The organism is Enterococcus sp. H57 (assembly GCF_003112495.1).
Classification (GTDB): domain Bacteria; phylum Bacillota; class Bacilli; order Lactobacillales; family Enterococcaceae; genus Enterococcus_B; species Enterococcus_B faecium.
Genome location: NZ_BEHC01000044.1, coordinates 31,153 through 50,662 on the forward strand (window position 1 = coordinate 31,153; position 19,510 = coordinate 50,662).

Consider the following 19,510-nt stretch of genomic DNA (forward strand, 5'->3'; position numbering starts at 1 on the left):
AGAGATCTGTTGCTAGCTGAAGCAACTGGTGTTCATTACCATGTTTGCCATGTTTCTACTAAAGAAAGTGTCCGTGTAATCAGAGACGCAAAAAAAGCAGGAATCCACGTAACAGCAGAAGTTTCACCCCATCATCTTATTTTGATCGACGAAGATATTCCCGAAGATTTCGGCTTTTGGAAAATGAACCCGCCGCTAAGAGGACGGGAGGACAGAGAAGCTTTGATCGAAGGCTTGCTTGACGGTACGATCGATTGCATCGCTACAGATCATGCCCCCCATGGATTAGAAGAAAAAAGCCAAAGTTTCATGAAATCACCATTTGGTATCGTAGGAAGCGAAACAGCGTTTCAACTGATCTATACTCATTTTGTAGAAACTGGTCGATTCACGTTGGAACAAGTGATCAATTGGTTGGCAGTTAAACCGGCTGAGATTTTTGGTTTGAATGCAGGAACGCTAACGGTTGGTGCCCCCGCTGATGTAGCAGTTTTTGATATTACACAAACTTGCACGATCGATAAAGAAGACTTTTTATCAAAAGGGGAGAATACACCTTTTATCGGCTGGAAAGTAAAAGGCGAAACACAAATGACTTTTGTCAACGGAAAACTTGTGTGGCAGAAGGGAGAATAAAAGTATGGAACGTTTGCTTATATTAGAAGATGGAACAGTTTTCGAAGGAAAGGCTTTTGGTGCAGATGCTAGTGTCTTCGGAGAAATCGTTTTTACAACAAGTATGACTGGTTATCAAGAAACTATCACTGATCAAAGTTTTAACGGTCAAATCATTACATTTACCTATCCTATGGTGGGTAATTATGGGGTAAATAGAGATGATTATGAATCGATTTCTCCAACATGCAAAGGAGTAGTAGTAAAAGAACATGCACGTGTAGCTTCAAACTGGCGAAACCAAATGACGCTAGATTCATTTTTGAAACAAAAAGGAATTCCTGGAATATCAGGTATCGATACGCGCGCCCTTACTCGCAAAATCCGTGAAGTCGGAACGATGAAAGCTAGTATCGTTGATGCTGGAGATTCCTTCGAACATGCATTTGATCAGCTGAAAGCAACCGTTCTAGCAACCAATCAAGTGCAGCAAGTCTCAACTAACAAACCTTATCCAAGTCCAGGAACAGGTCGGAAAGTCATTGTCATTGACTTCGGCTTAAAACATAGTATTTTACGAGAATTGAGTAAAAGAAACTGTAACCTCACAGTACTTCCCTATAACACAGATGCCGAGACGATTTTAGCGCTATCACCAGACGGAGTCATGCTGACGAATGGACCTGGTGATCCAAAAGATGTGCCAGAAGCAATCGAAATGATCAAAAAAATCCAAGGAAAAGTACCGATTTTTGGTATTTGTCTCGGTCACCAGTTATTTGCTTTAGCCAACGATGCAGATACCTATAAAATGAAATTCGGACATCGAGGATTAAATCACCCGGTACGAGAAGTAGCGACCGGAAGAATTGATTTTACTTCTCAAAATCATGGCTATGCAGTCGATGAAGCCACGATTGATCCAGAAAAACTCATCGTAACTCATGTAGAAGTAAATGACGGAACAGTAGAAGGAGTCAAACACAGAGATTATCCCGCTTTCAGTGTGCAGTTTCATCCAGATGCTGCCCCTGGTCCGCATGATGCACTACATTTATTTGATGAATTTATGGAAATGATGGATGCAGGAAAGGAGCAGTAAACAGATGCCGAAACGTACAGATATCAAGAAAATTATGGTGATTGGATCTGGTCCGATCATCATTGGTCAAGCCGCAGAATTTGACTACGCAGGAACACAAGCATGCCTTTCCTTAAAAGAAGAAGGATATGAAGTGGTTTTAGTAAATTCTAATCCTGCGACGATCATGACGGATAAAGAAGTGGCAGATCAAGTATATATCGAACCGATCACACTTGAATTTGTATCAAGGATTCTTCGAAAAGAGCGTCCAGATGCTCTCCTTCCAACTTTAGGCGGACAGACAGGCCTCAATATGGCAATGGAGCTGGCAGCATCAGGTATTTTAGAAGAATTGAACATAGAACTTCTAGGAACAAAGCTTTCTGCGATCGATCAAGCAGAAGATCGTGATCTATTCAAACAGTTGATGAAAGAATTGAATCAGCCAATCCCCGAGTCTGAAATCGTCAATACAGTAGAAGAAGCTGTAGATTTTGCAAATAAAATCGGCTATCCTGTCATCGTTCGTCCAGCCTTTACTTTAGGCGGAACTGGTGGAGGTATGTGTGAAAATGAAGAAGAATTACGTATCGTATCAGAAAATGGATTAAGTCTTTCCCCCGCTACCCAATGTTTGATTGAACGAAGTATTGCAGGTTTTAAAGAAATTGAATATGAAGTGATGAGAGATTCGGCTGATAATGCAATCGTTGTCTGCAATATGGAAAATTTTGACCCAGTGGGTATCCATACAGGTGATTCTATCGTATTTGCCCCTAGTCAAACATTGTCTGACCATGAATATCAAATGCTTCGTGATGCTTCTCTTTCGATTATTCGAGCACTTAAGATCGAGGGAGGCTGTAACGTCCAACTCGCTCTTGATCCACATAGTTTTAATTATTATGTGATTGAAGTCAATCCGCGTGTTTCTCGTTCATCTGCGTTAGCAAGTAAGGCGACTGGCTATCCGATCGCTAAGCTAGCTGCTAAAATAGCGCTTGGATTAACATTAGACGAAATGAAAAATCCTGTTACAGGAACGACTTTTGCAGAATTTGAACCTGCATTAGATTATGTTGTAGCTAAAATTCCTCGCTGGCCGTTTGATAAGTTTGAAAACGGAGAACGGCTTTTAGGCACGCAGATGAAAGCAACTGGTGAAGTGATGGCTATCGGTCGGAATATCGAAGAGTCTTTATTGAAAGCTGTGCGTTCTTTAGAAATCGGTACACACCATATCGAACTTCCTGAGTTGGCAGACATCACGGACGATGACCTAATCCAAAAAGTGGTTCGAGCACAAGATGATCGCCTGTTTTATGTAGCTGAAGCTATTAGAAGAGGGTACACCATAGAAGAATTAGCAGATTTGACAAAAATCGATTTATTCTTTTTAGATAAACTGTTGCATATCGTAGAAATCGAACAGCAGTTGAAACAGCAGCCGTTGGATGACAAGATATTGAAAACAGCGAAACAAAACGGTTTTACAGACAAAAAAGTGGCGGAGCTGTGGGAAATAAACGAAGAAGCCGTTCGCCAGATGAGAAAAGAAAATGATTTGATTCCTGTATATAAGATGGTTGACACTTGTGCAGCGGAATTCGAATCAAAAACACCTTATTTTTATAGTTCCTATGAATATGAAAATGAAAGTTCACGATCAGAAAAGCACTCAGTTCTAGTACTGGGATCTGGTCCTATCCGTATCGGACAAGGGGTTGAATTTGACTATGCGACTGTGCATTCTGTCAAAGCAATCCAGCAGGCAGGATACGAAGCAATCATCATGAACAGCAATCCTGAAACAGTTTCGACTGACTTTTCTATTTCGGATAAATTATATTTTGAGCCATTGACCTTCGAAGATGTGATGAATGTGATCGAGCTAGAACAGCCGATAGGAGTAATCGTTCAATTTGGTGGTCAGACAGCAATCAACTTAGCCGAACCTTTGACTGCTGCTGGTGTAAAAATCTTAGGGACGACGATCGAAGACTTGGATCGTGCGGAAAATCGTGATTTATTCGAGCAAGCGCTGAAAGAGTTGGATATTCCTCAACCTTTAGGGGATACTGCTACAAGTAAAGAAGAAGCCGTGGTTATCGCTTCGAGAATTGGTTATCCAGTTCTTGTTCGTCCAAGCTATGTATTAGGCGGACGTGCGATGGAAATCGTTGAAAACCAGCGAGATTTAGAAGATTACATGGAACATGCCGTGAAAGCATCTCCAGAACATCCAGTACTAGTGGACCGTTACTTGCTTGGCGGTGAATGCGAAGTGGATGCGATTTGTGACGGTGAAACAGTACTCATCCCAGGGATCATGGAGCATATTGAGCGTGCTGGTGTCCATTCAGGGGATTCAATGGCTGTGTATCCACCTCAAACATTATCTGAATCGATCAAGAAAACGATCGAAGATTACACGATCCGCTTAGCATTAGGTTTGAATTGTGTCGGGATGATGAATATCCAGTTTGTCATCCATGAAAATGAGGTTTATGTGATCGAAGTCAATCCTCGAGCAAGTCGGACTGTTCCATTCTTAAGTAAGGTGACAGGAATTCCAATGGCACAAATTGCGACGAAAGCTATTTTGGGAGAGAAACTAAAGACACTTGGTTATGAAAACGGACTTTATCCAGAAACAAAAGAAGTTCATGTTAAAGCACCTGTCTTTTCTTTTACGAAATTGCAGAAAGTTGATACTTACTTAGGGCCTGAAATGAAATCGACTGGAGAAGTAATGGGATCTGACAGACAATTAGACAAAGCTTTGTACAAGGCATTCGAAGCTTCTGGATTACACTTGCCTGAATATGGAGCCGTATTATTTACGATTGCGGACGAAACAAAAGAAGAAGCACTAGAATTAGCTAAACGTTTTACAGAAATTGGCTATAGTCTGATAGGAACGAAACATACAGCTGCTTATTTCGAAAAAAATGGTCTGGTCGTTGAAACAGTAGCGAAAATTTCTGAGGAAGCAGCAGAAAAAAATGTAGTCGACTTAATAAGAGATGGTAAAACACAAGTGGTTGTCAATACGATTGATAAAGATCGGGGAAATGCTTCTAAAGACGGTTTCATCATCCGAAGAGAAGCAGTTGAACATGGTATTCCATTGTTTACTTCTTTAGACACAGCAGATGCGATCGTTCGAGTGATGGAATCCCGTGCTTTTTCAACTAACCCTATTTAACGGCGAGCACATGTTAAGATAAAAAGACGAAAAACCGTTGCAGGAGGGGACAGATGAAACAAGAAATGATGGAAATCGTTCAGCAAAAACAGCTGGCACCAAAGATTTTTGAAATGACATTGAAAGGTGATCTAGTAAAAGAAATGCAGCAACCAGGACAGTTCTTGCATATTCTCGTGCCGCGTGCAGACTTGCTATTACGCCGACCGATTAGCTTGAATCATATCGACCACGAAACAAATACTTGCCGTATCATTTATCGGGTGGAAGGTGAGGGGACTAGAGTCTTCTCTACTCTTTCTGCCGGAGACCATTTAGATGTCATGGGTCCTTTAGGCAATGGTTTTGATTTGTCCAATCTTCATACAGGAGACGAAGTATTTATAATCGGTGGAGGAATCGGTGTCCCTCCTCTATATGAGTTATCAAAACAGTTAGTCGAAAAAGGAATTAAGCCAACGCATTTTTTAGGTTTTGCCACACATGAAGTCGTTTATTATGAAAAAGAATTTAATCGTCTAGGAGAAACAAGAATCGCTACTGACGATGGAACATACGGTATGCACGGAAATGTCGGTAATTTATTGTTAGGAACGAAGACGGAACCTACAGCTGTTTTTGCATGTGGTTCAAACGGGTTATTGAAGACAGTGGAACAGCTGTTTTCTTCGCATCAAAATGTCCAGTTATCATTAGAATCCCGCATGGCATGTGGGATAGGGGCTTGCTATGCTTGCGTTTGTCATACGCCGGAAGATGAAACAGGAACAAAAAGTGTGAAAGTTTGTGACGAAGGACCGATTTTTAAAATAGGAGAGGTAATTATATGAATGAGAATCCTTTAGCAGTCAAGCTCCCCGGTCTAGAATTAAAAAATCCTATCATGCCGGCAAGCGGCTGTTTCGGTTTTGGCAAAGAATACGGAAAATACTATGATTTGAATCAGCTTGGATCGATCATGGTCAAGGCAACGACTCCAAATGCCCGCTTTGGCAATCCCACACCAAGAGTGGCGGAAACACCATCTGGCATGTTGAATGCAATTGGTTTGCAAAATCCTGGTCTAGACGTTGTTATGCATAAACTTCTTCCAGAATTAGAGGAGTACAATGAGTTACCCATCATCGCAAATGTTGCTGGTGCTTGTGAAGAAGACTATGTAGAAGTTTGTAGCAAAATTGGCGAAGCGCCAAATGTGAAAGCAATCGAGCTGAATATTTCTTGCCCAAATGTCAAACATGGCGGAATTGCTTTTGGAACAGATCCTGATGTTGCTTTTCAATTAACACAAGCAGTAAAGAAAGTTTCTTCTGTTCCTGTCTATGTCAAATTGTCCCCAAATGTAACAGACATCGTTCCAATCGCTCAGGCAATCGAAGCTGGAGGGGCGGATGGGTTTACGATGATCAATACTCTTCTTGGTATGCGGATTGACCTTAAGACAAGAAAACCGATTTTAGCCAATCAAACAGGTGGACTCTCCGGACCAGCAATCAAGCCTGTCGCTATTCGTTTGATTCACCAAGTAGCAAGTATATCCAGCCTTCCAATCATTGGGATGGGCGGCGTGCAGACAGTGGATGATGTTCTTGAGATGTTTATGGCTGGAGCAAGTGCTGTAGCTATAGGGACCGCGAATTTCACCGATCCGTATATCTGTCCTAAACTAATTAAAGAGCTCCCTGTGCGAATGAGCGAACTAGGCATCGAATCGCTGGAAAGATTAATAAAAGAAGTGAGAGAGGAACGTGAACGATGAATCAACTAGACCAACGACCAATTATTGCATTAGATTTTTCAACTAGGCAAGAGGTAGAAGACTTTCTTCGATTTTTCCCGAAAGAAGAAAAATTGTTTGTGAAAATCGGAATGGAATTGTTCTACCAAGAAGGACCTGAAATCGTACGTTATCTAAAAGAGGCTGGTCATAATGTATTTTTAGATCTGAAACTTCACGATATTCCGAATACGGTCGAAAAAGCAATGCGGGGATTGGCAAAGCTTGGTGTTGATCTCACCTGTGTTCATGCCGCTGGCGGTATTCGTATGATGGAGGCGGCAATGCGAGGATTAGAAGAGGGGACTCCAGAAGGTGGAAAACGTCCGCTACTTCTAGCTATCACTCAGCTTACTTCTACAAGTGAAGAAGAAATGCATGCCGATCAACTAATCGAAGTTTCTTTAGAAAAAAGTGTGATCCATTATGCTAGCTGTGCCAAAAAAGCAGGATTAGATGGTGTGGTTTCTTCTGCTTGGGAAGTAGAAGCGATCAAAGAAATGGCAGGAGACGAATTTGTTTGCTTAACTCCGGGTATAAGACCAGAAGGAACAGTCGCAGGAGATCAGACAAGAGTAGTCACACCTTCTCAGGCAAAAGAGATCGGCTCAACTTTTATCGTTATAGGTCGACCAATCACTCAGTCAACTAATCCTTATAAAGCATATCAAACGATTCAAACAGAATGGAGCTAACCTAAAATGAATGTTGAACAAAGTATCGCAAAAGACTTATTAGAAATTGAAGCAGTATTTTTAAATCCAAGTAATCCTTTTACATGGGCAAGTGGAATCAAAAGCCCAATTTACTGTGATAACCGAATCACGATGAGCTATCCAAAAGTCCGAAAAGAGATCGCAAAAGGATTAGCAAGCAAAATCAAAGAAGCTTACCCTGAAGTACAAGTGATTGCTGGAACTGCAACAGCAGGAATCCCTCATGCCGCATGGGTAGCGGAAATACTGGATTTGCCAATGGTCTATATTCGAAGTAAGGCGAAAGATCATGGGAAAGGTAACCAAATCGAAGGACGTATATTTGAAGGTCAGAAGATGGTTGTGATCGAGGATTTGATTTCTACAGGCGGAAGTGTCTTGGAAGCAGCTGAAGCAGCAAAAAGAGAAGGTGCGGATATCCTTGGTGTTGCGGCTATCTTTACGTATGAGTTGCCAAAAGGAAAAGCAAATTTCGAAAAAGCCGAAATCCCTCTTATGACGTTGACCAATTATTCTGTATTGATTGAAGCAGCTTTAGAAGATCGTTATATCGATGAGCAAGAATTAACTCTGCTAAAAGAATGGAAAAAAGATCCTGAAAATTGGCAGATTTAAGCGCGCTTGATGAAGATAGAGAAATCCGATTTGTGTCTCCAGAATCATCAATTGGAATAGCAAAAATCCAAAAACTGATTGCGAGAAGCATCTTTTCATCAGGTATGAAAAGAAACTTCTATCGTGATCAGTTTTTGATTTTTTTAAAATTCATTTTTCTAAGACTGGTTAGCAGAAAGAAGAGAATAATCTCTTCTCTTTTTTCTATTATATATAGATTTTCTCTATTTTTTGGTAAGGGAGCTGTTTCAAAAATGGTAAAGAGCGGAAATGTTGCGAATATCAGTTATTTAATGATATGATATTCGGAAAAAGAAATCTCAAAGGGAGGTAACTTTTATGGGATTGAATGAATTTATTTTAGGATTGAACAATTTAGAGACGATCACAAGGGCACCTGGATTTTTTAAATATACAGAGCATACAGTTGCAGCACATTCGTATCGTGTAGCATCTATTGCGCAAGTTCTAGGAGACATTGAAGAAGCGAATGGACAACCGATCGATTGGAAACTGCTCTATGAAAAATCATTGAATCATGACTACACAGAGCGTTTTATTGGTGATATCAAAACGCCGGTGAAATACGCAAGCAAAGAGTTAAGAGGGATGCTGCAAACAGTTGAAGAAAAGATGACGGACGAATTCATCAACCAAGAGATTCCAGCTGAGTTCCAAGAAGTTTATCGCCGTCGGTTGTTCGAAGGAAAAGATGAAACCGTAGAAGGAGAACTATTAGCCATTTCAGATAAGGTTGACCTTCTTTATGAATCTTTTGATGAAATCATCAAAAATAACCCGGAAAAAGTTTATAAGGAGATGTTTATTGAGGCAGTGACTACGATTAAAAGCTTTGAACATCGGCCTTCTGTTCAGTATTTCTTTAAAGAGATATTTCCGGAACTATTGAACCAGGAATTTTATGGAAAAGAGGCGTTTTTAGAAACCGTCTCAACGATTGTAAAGAAAGAAGAAAAATAAAAATAATATGAGATGCAGGGGGAAGTATAGTTGAAAAAGAATATGGATGTCGAATGGGGCTATTCTGGAGACAAAGGTCCGGAAAATTGGGCGAGTTTATGTGATTGGTTTGCGAGAGGTGCGGAATTTCCATTGCAGTCGCCTATTCATTTGACCAAGGGGGAAGAAACCAAAATAGAAGGAGACACGCTTTCCTTTCATTATCAAAAGCAACGGTTTACTGACAAGGAATTCAAAAACACGATTCATTTAGTACCTTTTGACCAACTCAGTTATGTAGAGTTCAAGAAAGAACGCTATTATTTGACAGATATTCATTTCCACTTGCCTTCTGAACATATCATCAACGGAAAACAGGAAGATATTGAATTTCATTTTGTTCATATGAACAGCAAAAAAGAGAATCTAGTCGTGGGTGTCATGTACCAGCTAATGGAACAGGAAGGTTGGCTGTATAATCAAGAAAATGGGGAAAGTTGGAACTTAGAAAAACATGAGCATTGGGTAAATCCGGATGTGTTCTTTCCGGAGCAAAAAAGCCATTTCCATTATATTGGCTCATTGACAACTCCGCCTACCAGCGGGCCAATCCAATGGTTTGTAATGGATCATGTAGGAAAACTGAACCAAGAGTTTCTTCTCCCCTTCGATGGTCAGTATGCTCGACCGAACAACCGACCAATCCAGCCCTTGAATGGAAGAGAAATTTATTATTTCGAGGAGTTTGAGCAATGAATATCCAGCAGATGAAATACGTGGTCGCTGTAGCAAACAATGGTAGTTTCAGAGAAGCGGCAAAGAAAATGTTTGTCTCCCAGCCAAGTCTTTCAGCTGGTATCAAAGAATTAGAAACCGAGTTAGGGATCACGCTGTTTACTCGAACGAATCGAGGGGCATATTTAACAGAAGAAGGGCAAGACTTCTTAAATCGTGCCGAGAAAATATTGGTCCAGCTTGATACATTAGAAACTCACTATCTAACGAGTGAAAAGAGAGACAATTTTTCGATCGCTGCCCAGCATTATGATTTCTTAGGTCCTTTGACCGCACAGCTACTCGAGGAATTCAAAGACGAGATCAAACAATTTCGGATCATGGAGACGACAACAGCGAGAGTGATCGAAGAAGTCAAAGAGCAGCACAGTGAGATCGGCATTATTTATATGAATGAGCATAATCAAGCTGGTATCAGAAGATATTTACAACTAGGAGAGCTAAGTGGCCGCAGCATTGGAAAATTCAAAACGCATATTTTTTTAAGGCAAGGACATCCATTAGCTGAACACGCAGAGATCACCAAAGAAGAATTGTTATCTTATCCTCAAGTTCGTTTTACACAGGATGGAAATAATTTCCCGTATTTTTATGAAGACCTTATCGAGATCCCTGATCAAGAAACAGTGATTTATACGAGTGATCGAGGTACTTTGATGAATATCGTTCTTGAAACTGATGCTTACGCTTCAGGATCTGGTATTGTGATTGGAGGGATTCGCGAGCATTTGCGGTTAATCCCTTTGGCAGAAGGCGAACTAAATGAATTTTATATCATTTATTCGGCGAAACGTCCGCTCAGTGAAATCGCTCAAAGATTTATCAAAGAGCTTACTCGGTTACTGGACCAGCAGAGCTAAGAAAAGCAGATGAGAACGCTGTTTATTGAACACCGTTAATCAAAAAAGAGGGGTTGTGACAGAATTTTGTCACAACTCCTCTTTTTGTAGCAAACAATTTATAACTAATTGCTGTTGTGGGAAAGTACGCAAATATGATTCTAGAAACACTCATTGATTACCTGTTTTGTTTCATAGCTGTAATTTTTTCTTCTTCTGGTGTCACGATAATCGTCTTTTGGTTTTCATAAATAACATAACCAGGCTTGGCGCCATTTGGTTTTCGGATATGCTTTACCTGTACAAGATCAACCGGCACTTGGGCAGAGTATCGGTATTTTGAAAAATAGGCAGCTAACTCGGCAGCTTCTGTAATTGTTTCATCTGAGGGCTTGTCACTTTTAATGATGACGTGCGAACCGGGTATATTTTTTGCATGAAGCCAATATTCGGTTTTTTTAGCTGTCTTCATTGTCAGCTGGTCATTTTGAAGATTGTTTTTACCAACAAGAATGAGCGTTCCGTCAGAAGAAAAGTATTGATCAGGCTGAGATGGTTTCTTACGTTTTTGTTTTTTTAAGTTCTTCTTTTTCAGGTATCCTTCTGAAGTCAATTCTTCTTTGATTGCTTCGATATCCATTGGGCCGGCAATTTCCAGTTGAGATAAGACAGATTCAAGATATTGGATTTCATCTTTGGCTTCTTGGATTTGTTCGCCAATCAGCTTAACAGCGTTCTTCAGCTTTTGGTAACGATGGAAATATTTCTGTGCATTTTGATTTGGTGTCAATGCCGGATCTAGTGCTATTTTGATTGGCCGATCTTCTTCATAATAATTAGGTAAAACAACTTCTTTTGCGCCGCGTGGTACTTGTGTCAGAAAAGTAGTAAGTAGTTCGCCATCTCTACGGTAATTCTCAGCGTTTTCGGATTCTTTGAGTGTTTGTTCACGTTTTTTCAATTTATTTTTATTTCGTTTTAGTTCATTTTCGATTTTTCGAATCAGTTCTCCGCCTTGTTGTTTTGCCCGATCTTTCTCTGCTTTTTCGTGATAATAGCTATCTAATAATTGACTGAGTGTTGGATAAGCTGTTACAGCAGATGCCTGTTCGGACAATACCTGATAAGCAATCGGTGTGAAAAAATTTTTATTTTCCGTTTCGTAAAAAGTAGGAATAGGCTGATGGCTGATGGCTGAGAAAAATTCGTCCCATACAACCATCTTTTCATTAGGACGTTCCAGTAATCTTTTGGTCAGCTCTTGAGCGGTATCGAAACCGATTCCCTGAAACTGACGTTGGATTGCTTTTGGCTCTAGTTCAGTTTGGGAAAGCCGATGAAAGATTTTTTCTTTCTCGGAGCTAAATGGGTTCAAGACCTCTTGTTTTGGCGGAGCAACATATTCTACACCAGGAAGCAAAGAACGATAAGTGTTTTGAGAGCTTCCAATGTGTTTGATCGCATCCAGTATTTTTCCAGTTTCTCGATTAACTAAGACGATCGTACTATGACGTCCCATTAATTCAGCGATCAATATGATATTTTGTAGATCACCCAACTCGTTTCGTTTAGCAAAGTGGAAATGGATCACTCGATCATTTTCGATTTGTTCGATGTCTTCTAAAATAGCGCCATCCAAATATTTTCGAAGCATCATCACGAAGTTAGGCGGATTATCAGGATTCTGATAATCGATTTGGGTAATCTGTACACGAGCATAACTTGGGTGCGCAGATAATAATAATCGATGGTTTTTGCCGCGTGAACGAATCACCAGCACGATTTCATTTTCATAAGGCTGATGGATTTTCGAGATCCGGCCAGATAGTAACGTTTCACGCAATTCGTTGACCATCGCGTGGGTAAATACACCATCAAAGGACATGGTTCATTCCTCATTTCTTTTCATAAGTATATTCATTATAACGAAAAAAAGAAGAAAAACCAATTTGGCCGAATAGTAAAGTAAAAGTCTAGAAAAATCTTGGACTAATTACATAAAAAACAGTGTTTCTATCGTTGAAATCCAAATTTTTAGGTATAATAAAAAATAGGAGAAAAAGTAGAAAAGAAGGTGTTTGTTATTTGGGAAGTAGTTAAATCGAGAGTACAAGAAATGAATGAACATTTCTCAGTGTCATTCGCAGAAAATCCAAGTAAGTATTTTCGACGTCTTGTGTTTCTGCTCATCTTATCATTGCTGTTAACAGTTGCAATGTTTTTATTGCCGGAAAAAATCCGAGAAGAGCAAGTAAATAGTCTCGTTTATTCGTCCATACCAACCAGCAAATTGAAACCTTTTGATTACAGCAAAGCTGATCAGAAAATCAGACAAAGCCGGGCGATATCGGTGATGTTCAGCAAACCGAACGGGAAAACCTATCAGGACATGCTTGATGTTTTTAATGATCCTGAGCTTATGGAAGAATTGAATCGACCGATCTTTTATTATCCGATCGTTTATGATGTACATGAACTGGAACAAAAATATAACATACGAACGGATGAAGTGACATTTATTTTTTTTGATGGAGGAAAAGAAGCAAATCGGATAACTGCGGGTAAGGGAGGAATAACTGATTTTGATAAGGAGTTGATCCCTGAACTGAATCGACTTCCGTTAGCCAATATCAAACAATTAGAAGAAGAATTGGATAGAACGGGAGTAACTTCCCAAAATTCCGAGATTGCTAATTGAGACATTGGCGCGATGAAACGGTGGGTCTATATAGCGCTATTTTTAATTATCAGAACAAGTGATGTTTGATCTTCAAAATAACAAATAAAAAATTAAAAAATATAGTTGACGAAATTCAAAAATTCGATTAGACTTAAATCAATTCTTAAGGAAAGGGTGACCTGTAATGAACTTATCAAAACGTATTTCAGCAGAAAACAAAAAAAATTGGCGCAGCTGGCGTAGATAAGTTGTATTAATGGTGAGACTTTCCCATAGATACAACTTTTTAGAGTGCATTTCTAAAGCTTGTATCTATGCTAGACATGAACATTGACTGCCGCATAGATTAGAATCTATGCGGTTTTTTGTGTAAAGACAATGACCGCTTTGGCCATTGTCTTTTTTTGTAGACTGGATACTTGCCTAATTATAATAAATAAAAAGATTGATTTTGCAGGAGGAAAAAAATGAAAAACAAACGATTAATAACAGTTGTAGTAATTATTTTAGTTTATTTAGCAGGCGCATTTATTTATGGAAAAGCCTCAGGCGAAAAAGAAAGTACTTCGACGAACCAGACAAAAAAAACAACAGTTGTTGGGGTATTGCAATACGTGAGCCATCCGGCATTAGATGAGATTTATCGAGGAATCAAAGATGGTCTGAAAGAAGAAGGATTAAAAGAAGGAGAAAATCTTGAGATCAAATTTCAAAATGGACAAGCCGATCAGAGCAAGCTAGCCACAATGAGTCAACAGCTAGTACAATCTGATCCAGATGTCTTGATTGGAATCGCAACACCTGCCGCTCAATCATTAGCAAACACGACTTCATCGATCCCAGTTGTGTTAGGTGCTGTAACGGATCCTGTGGGGGCTGGATTAGTTGCTTCTTTAGAGAAACCTGGTGGTAATGTAACAGGTGTTTCTGATCAGCCGCCTGTTGCTTCACAAATCAAGCTTGCTTCTGATTTGTTGCCAAATGCAAAAAAAGTCGGAATCTTGTATGCTTCTTCAGAGGATAATTCAAAATACCAAGTAGCACAAGCAGAAGAAGCTGCAAAAAAAGAAGGGTTAGAATCAGTAAAATATGCGGTGCCTTCCACTAATGAGATTGCACAAACGGTTCAAGTGATGAGCCGACAAGTCGATTTTATCTATGTTCCATTAGATAATACCATTGCCAATGCGATGCAAACAGTGGTAAAAGAAGCAAACAAAGCAAATATCCCCGTCATTCCATCTGTGGATACAATGGTGGAACAAGGTGGACTAGCAACAATCGGGATCAATCAATATCAATTAGGGCTTCAAAGCGGTAAGATGGCAGCAGAACTTGCGAGTGGAAAAGAAAAACCGGAAACGACGCCTGTTTATACATTTGATCAAGGGGATACAGTGATCAATCAATCTCAAGCTGATCGCTTAGGAATCATTGTTCCCCAATCGATGAAGGAAAAAGCCAAAATCATTACAGATGACTCGCAGCAAGAAACATCTAAGGAGGATGACAAATGATCGTATCAGCTATTTCACAAGGCATGCTTTGGGCAATATTAGGATTAGGGATTTTCATGACTTATCGGATCTTAGACTTTCCTGATATGACGACAGAAGGGTCCTTCCCATTAGGTGCTGCTGTCTGTGTGACAGCTATTACTCATGGGGTAGCGCCGATTGTAGCTACATTATTAGGCGTAGGTGCTGGCATGATAGCAGGACTCGTTACGGGGTTACTTTATACAAAAGGAAAGATACCGGTTATTTTAGCAGGGATTTTAGTGATGTCAGGATTGAACTCAGTTATTTTGTTTGTGATGCGAACACCAAATCTTTCTTTATTGAATCATCCGATTCTACAAGACAGCTTCCATAGCTTTGGGTTACCTGATTACTTTGACACAGTCCTTCTTGGCTTCATCTCTTTGGGCATCTTGATTGCTGTACTGCTATTCTTCTTCAATACAGATTTGGGTCAAGGCTATATTGCGACAGGAGACAACGAAACGATGGCTCGGTCGTTAGGGATAAAAACCGATCGTATGAAAATTTTAGGTTTAACTTTGTCGAACGGTGTCATTGCATTATCCGGTGCGCTGATTGCCCAGAACGACGGATATGCAGATGTAAATAAAGGGATTGGCGTAATCGTCATCGGTCTTGCTTCCATCATCATCGGTGAAGTGATCTTCCAAGAATTGACGCTAGCAGAAAGATTGATTGCTATTGTTGTCGGCAGTATCATTTATCAGCTATTGATTTTAGTAGTAATCAAACTAGGGTTTGACACGACTTATCTGAAGTTGTTCTCCGCTATCATCTTAGCTATTTGTCTGATGATCCCGCAATTGAAGAAAGCACTGAACTTAAAAACGGGTTTTGAGAAGGAGGCATAGTAATGACTGATATATTGACAATCAAAAATGGCAGAAAAGTCGTAAACAATGGAATGAATGAAGAGAAAGTACTATTGGATGAAATTAACCTTACAATCAGAGAAGGGGACTTCATCACTGTCCTTGGCGGGAATGGTGCTGGAAAAAGCACACTGTTCAATACGATCGCTGGTACGCTTCAACTCAGTCAAGGATCGATCTCTTTTAAAGATCAGCTGATCACAAAAGATTCAGAAGAAAAAAGAGCACGATTCCTTTCTCGAGTTTTCCAAGACCCCAAGATGGGAACGGCTCCTCGGATGACAGTAGCAGAAAATTTGCTACTTGCACAAAAAAGAGGTCAAAAACGGAAATTCCGTTTACGTAACTTGAAAAATCAAAAAGAAGATTTTTTCAGACTATGTCAAGAAGTCGGTAATGGCCTAGAGCAACACTTGGATACTCCAGCGGGTGAATTATCTGGTGGTCAACGCCAAGCATTAAGCTTGCTGATGGCGACGATCACAGCTCCTGAGTTACTATTATTAGATGAACATACTGCAGCTTTAGATCCTAAAACAGCTAAAGCATTAATGCGATTAACAAATCAGCGGATCAATGAACAAAAATTGACTTGTCTCATGATCACGCATCGAATGGAAGACGCCTTGAAATACGGAAATCGTCTGATCGTACTCCAAAAAGGGAAAATCGTTCAAGATATTTCTGAAAAAGAAAAGCAACATTTGACAATGGGCGACCTTTTGCAGTTCTTTGAAGAAGTAGTGGATTGATTTCGACAGAAAAATTCCTTTCAGTAGAAGGACTTGAAAACTCATTGACATCTTCCTTTGATTCATCCTATACTTAAAACAATAAACAATTAAACATATTTGGGTGTTTTGTAGGATCACGTAGTCAATGATTTTAACAATTAAATAGAATATTCTTTGCTCTGACAAGTAAACGATGAGAAAAGAATTTGCTACTTTGCCACCTAGACGTTTCGTACTTTTTCGTATCAAACGCTAAGTGGCTTTTTTTATTGAAGTAAGAACAAAGGAGGAATAAGATGATTTCTGGACAAACCAAATTAGCTGGGCTCTTTGCTGATCCGGCTTCTCACAGTTTATCCCCATTGATGCACAATACTGCTTTTGAAGCAAACAACATCGATGCGGTGTATTTAGCTTTCCAAGTAAATCCAATGAATTTGAAGCAAGCAGTCGAAAGTATTCGAACTTTTGATATGTTAGGTGTAAATCTTTCGATGCCGAATAAAACAGCGGTTATTCCTTATCTGGATGAGGTAAGCCAGGAAGCGCAATTGATCGGAGCAGTGAATACGATCGTGCACGAAAAGGGTCGTTTGATTGGCTATAATACCGATGGTGCGGGCTTCATGCAATCCGTGCAAGAAGCTGGGATTTCGATCAAAAAGAAAAAAATGACTCTACTGGGAGCTGGAGGTGCAGCAAAGGCAGTCACTGTTCAAGCAGCGTTAGACGGCGCTGAGGAAATCGTAGTTTATAAACGAAACAACCAAACATTCGCTCAAGTAAAAGAAACATTCGAACAACTCAGCTATCGAACTTCTTGTAAGATAAAAGTTCGTGACTTTGCCGATACGCATCAATTAAGAAAAGACTTGAAAGAAAGCTGTCTTCTAGTCAATGCAACAGATATCGGGATGGGAAAGAAAATCAATCAGTCACCGCTCTTAGATATAAGCATGATGCATGAGAATCTAGCGGTTTTTGATTTGATTTATGCACCTAGAGAAACACGTTTATTAAAAGAAGCAAAAAAAGTAGGAGCAAAAGGATACAATGGACTTGGCATGTTGATCTACCAAGGAGCAATCGCGTTTGAATTATGGACAAAGGAAAAGATGCCGATCCATGTGATTGAAAAGCTGTTTGATTAAAAAAGGATAATAGATAAAGATCTTTTATTCTCGCATAAACGGTCTCAAGAAAAGTAATCCTTTATGTATCGAAGCATTTATTTCGTTATTTTTTATTAAATTATCAAAAAATGATAGGCTTTTGTCGATTGGTTATCGTATCCTTTATTTATCAGTAAGAAACGAGGAGGAACCACAATGAGTCGGATGGATCGCTATAAGGACATCCATAAGAAGGCGAAACCTCTGAAGCGGGATACGGGGAGTATTTTTGCTAGAAGAGAACGAAAACGAACGCGTATGGAAAATGAGGAAGATGCTTCCCGTATTTATGAAAGAGAGCAGCATTCATTTGAACATTTGAACCAATACGAGCAACAGATATACAGAGATGCACCAAGAGCAGAAGAACAACAAAAAAATAAAAAATTTTTCAATCGGCAAAAGAAGAACAAACCGTTAAAACCTCGAAGAAAGCGATCGTGGAAAAAAATCATACTATCGATTTTGCTTGTTTTGATCCTTTATTCAGGTATCTCATTTTTTATTGGTAAATATGTAGCTGAACATGACACAAGCTTAGAGGCAGCGACTTCAGAAACCTTTCATGGGCAAAAAGCGACGAATGGTGCGCATAATATTTTGATCCTTGGAAGTGATACACGCGGAGAAGATGCCGGGCGAGCCGATACGATCATGGTCTTACAGTTGGATGGTCCTTCCCATAAGCCGAAACTGATTTCTTTTATGCGTGACAGCTTCGTTACGATCCCAGGGGTAGGACAAAATAAGATCAATTCAGCTTATGCATACGGAGGAGCCGATCTAGTGCGTCAAACTTTAGTAGAAAATTTTGGAATCGATTGTCAATACTATGCGAAAGTCGATTTCAAATCGTTTGAAAAAGTGATCGATGCCTTATTCATGAACGGAGTGAAGATCGATGCAGAAAAAGATCTGAATCTGGATGGTGTAGATATTAAAAAAGGGGTCCAGAAGATGGATGGACATGTTCTTTTGCAGTACGCACGTTTCCGAATGGATGAACAAGGAGACTTTGGCCGTGTCAGACGCCAACAGCAAGTAATGAACGCTATTTTCAGCCAATTGAAGAATCCATTGAATCTGATCCGTGCACCTTATGCAGCTGGTAAAGCTTTAGGGTATACATCCACAGATGTCACTGCTTGGTTCTTGACGAAAAACCTCTTTTCGATTGCACGAGGAGCTGGTGGCATTGATCGAATAAGTGTGCCAGTAGACGGTTCGTGGAATTATGGGCAAAGTGATTATGCTGGCAGTATTCTTGAAATTGATAATCAAATGAATCAATCTGCTATTACAGATTTTTTGAATAAATGATCATAAAAAAGATCAAGAAGAAGCTGCGCAAGGCTTTTGTCATGAATCAATCAAACGATTCACTCGTAAAAAAAGCTTTCTTATGGTAGATTTAACCAAGAGAGGAGCTGTTTACATTGGATATCTATCTGAACTTCAAAAATGAGTCGCGTGAAGCCATCGCTTTTTATGAAAAAGTTTTTGAGACTGAAGCATCAGGTATCACCACATACGGTGAAAAGCCTGGAATAGAACAAATGAACTTGCCAGAAGAAGCAAAAAATCTAATCACGAATGCACGGCTGAACATTTATGATACATTAGTTATGTTTGCAGATACGCCAGAAGGAATTGGTCCTGAATTAGTTGTGGGAAATAATGTTTCTTTAGTCATCCAGACAAGAAATGAAGAAGAAACGAAGCGCCTATTTGAAAGCTTAGCTGAGGGTGGTAAGATTGAGATGCCACTGGATGCTGTTCCGTGGGCTCAATTGTATGGGATGGTAACTGATCGATTTGGCATCAACTGGCAGATCAACCAAGAGTGACAGCTAAAGATGAATATTTTTTGGAAACATCATGCAGCAAACGGAACATCGT

The 19,510-nt window shown here is 39.8% G+C and carries 19 protein-coding genes; 18 read left to right on the top strand and 1 reads right to left on the bottom strand.

Features of this window, described 5'->3' with window-relative positions; translation table 11 throughout:
• From DIZ30_RS13705 to DIZ30_RS09490, 11 genes are all read left to right on the top strand, one after another.
• Positions 1-636: dihydroorotase (locus tag DIZ30_RS13705; RefSeq protein WP_234414799.1), on the top strand; the 636-nt coding region annotated here is incomplete at its 5' end.
• Positions 637-640: 4 nt separating this feature from the next.
• Entirely contained in the window at positions 641-1,717 is a 1,077-nt protein-coding gene (locus DIZ30_RS09445; RefSeq protein WP_002299712.1) for a carbamoyl phosphate synthase small subunit, read from the top strand.
• Between the two features lie 4 nt (positions 1,718-1,721).
• Positions 1,722-4,907: a carbamoyl-phosphate synthase large subunit gene (gene carB / locus DIZ30_RS09450; RefSeq protein ID WP_002299713.1), complete on the top strand. Its 3,186-nt coding sequence runs from the start codon at positions 1,722-1,724 to the stop codon at positions 4,905-4,907.
• Positions 4,908-4,960: 53 nt separating this feature from the next.
• On the top strand, positions 4,961-5,737 hold the full coding sequence (locus DIZ30_RS09455; RefSeq protein WP_002288879.1) for a dihydroorotate dehydrogenase electron transfer subunit: 777 nt from the start codon (positions 4,961-4,963) through the stop codon (positions 5,735-5,737).
• Positions 5,734-6,666 (top strand): dihydroorotate dehydrogenase, encoded by a 933-nt coding sequence (locus DIZ30_RS09460; RefSeq protein ID WP_002299718.1) that lies wholly within the window; start codon positions 5,734-5,736, stop codon positions 6,664-6,666. Before DIZ30_RS09455 ends, DIZ30_RS09460 begins: the two co-directional genes overlap by 4 nt.
• A complete protein-coding gene (gene pyrF / locus DIZ30_RS09465; RefSeq protein WP_002299720.1) occupies positions 6,663-7,379 on the top strand; it encodes an orotidine-5'-phosphate decarboxylase in 717 nt (238 codons plus the stop codon). The genes DIZ30_RS09460 and pyrF overlap by 4 nt, the downstream gene beginning before the upstream one ends.
• A 6-nt stretch (positions 7,380-7,385) precedes the next feature.
• Positions 7,386-8,015, top strand: coding sequence for an orotate phosphoribosyltransferase (pyrE, locus tag DIZ30_RS09470; protein WP_002288884.1), 630 nt, complete (start codon positions 7,386-7,388; stop codon positions 8,013-8,015).
• Positions 8,003-8,317 (top strand): hypothetical protein, encoded by a 315-nt coding sequence (locus DIZ30_RS09475; RefSeq protein WP_002288892.1) that lies wholly within the window; start codon positions 8,003-8,005, stop codon positions 8,315-8,317. Before pyrE ends, DIZ30_RS09475 begins: the two co-directional genes overlap by 13 nt.
• 37 nt (positions 8,318-8,354) lie before the next feature.
• Positions 8,355-8,996: a YfbR-like 5'-deoxynucleotidase gene (locus DIZ30_RS09480; protein ID WP_002288886.1), complete on the top strand. Its 642-nt coding sequence runs from the start codon at positions 8,355-8,357 to the stop codon at positions 8,994-8,996.
• A gap of 42 nt (positions 8,997-9,038) precedes the next feature.
• Positions 9,039-9,731, top strand: coding sequence for a carbonic anhydrase family protein (locus tag DIZ30_RS09485; protein WP_172436436.1), 693 nt, complete (start codon positions 9,039-9,041; stop codon positions 9,729-9,731).
• Positions 9,728-10,630, top strand: a complete 903-nt coding sequence (locus DIZ30_RS09490; RefSeq protein ID WP_002299726.1) for a LysR family transcriptional regulator — start codon at positions 9,728-9,730, stop codon at positions 10,628-10,630. The genes DIZ30_RS09485 and DIZ30_RS09490 overlap by 4 nt, the downstream gene beginning before the upstream one ends.
• Before the next feature lie 157 nt (positions 10,631-10,787).
• On the opposite strand, the gene efbA is transcribed toward DIZ30_RS09490, so the two are convergent.
• A complete protein-coding gene (efbA, locus tag DIZ30_RS09495; RefSeq protein ID WP_002301264.1) occupies positions 10,788-12,494 on the bottom strand; it encodes a fibronectin-binding protein EfbA in 1,707 nt (568 codons plus the stop codon).
• Positions 12,495-12,683: 189 nt separating this feature from the next.
• Between efbA and DIZ30_RS09500 the strand changes: the two genes are divergently transcribed.
• From DIZ30_RS09500 to DIZ30_RS09530, 7 genes are all read left to right on the top strand, one after another.
• The gene (locus tag DIZ30_RS09500; protein ID WP_002299728.1) at positions 12,684-13,307 is read left to right on the top strand and encodes a hypothetical protein; all 624 of its coding nucleotides are present in this window, start codon (positions 12,684-12,686) and stop codon (positions 13,305-13,307) included.
• A gap of 449 nt (positions 13,308-13,756) precedes the next feature.
• Positions 13,757-14,806 (top strand): tryptophan ABC transporter substrate-binding protein, encoded by a 1,050-nt coding sequence (gene trpX, locus DIZ30_RS09505; RefSeq protein ID WP_002299729.1) that lies wholly within the window; start codon positions 13,757-13,759, stop codon positions 14,804-14,806.
• A complete protein-coding gene (locus DIZ30_RS09510) occupies positions 14,803-15,684 on the top strand; it encodes an ABC transporter permease (protein WP_002299730.1) in 882 nt (293 codons plus the stop codon). Before trpX ends, DIZ30_RS09510 begins: the two co-directional genes overlap by 4 nt.
• 2 nt (positions 15,685-15,686) lie before the next feature.
• Positions 15,687-16,457: an ABC transporter ATP-binding protein gene (locus DIZ30_RS09515; protein ID WP_002289629.1), complete on the top strand. Its 771-nt coding sequence runs from the start codon at positions 15,687-15,689 to the stop codon at positions 16,455-16,457.
• Positions 16,458-16,735: 278 nt separating this feature from the next.
• A complete protein-coding gene (gene aroE, locus DIZ30_RS09520; RefSeq protein ID WP_002289627.1) occupies positions 16,736-17,590 on the top strand; it encodes a shikimate dehydrogenase in 855 nt (284 codons plus the stop codon).
• Positions 17,591-17,767: 177 nt separating this feature from the next.
• Positions 17,768-18,931, top strand: coding sequence for an LCP family protein (locus DIZ30_RS09525; RefSeq protein ID WP_002317702.1), 1,164 nt, complete (start codon positions 17,768-17,770; stop codon positions 18,929-18,931).
• A 116-nt stretch (positions 18,932-19,047) separates the two neighbouring features.
• On the top strand, positions 19,048-19,458 hold the full coding sequence (locus DIZ30_RS09530) for a VOC family protein (protein ID WP_109023193.1): 411 nt from the start codon (positions 19,048-19,050) through the stop codon (positions 19,456-19,458).
• Positions 19,459-19,510 lie beyond the last annotated feature (52 nt).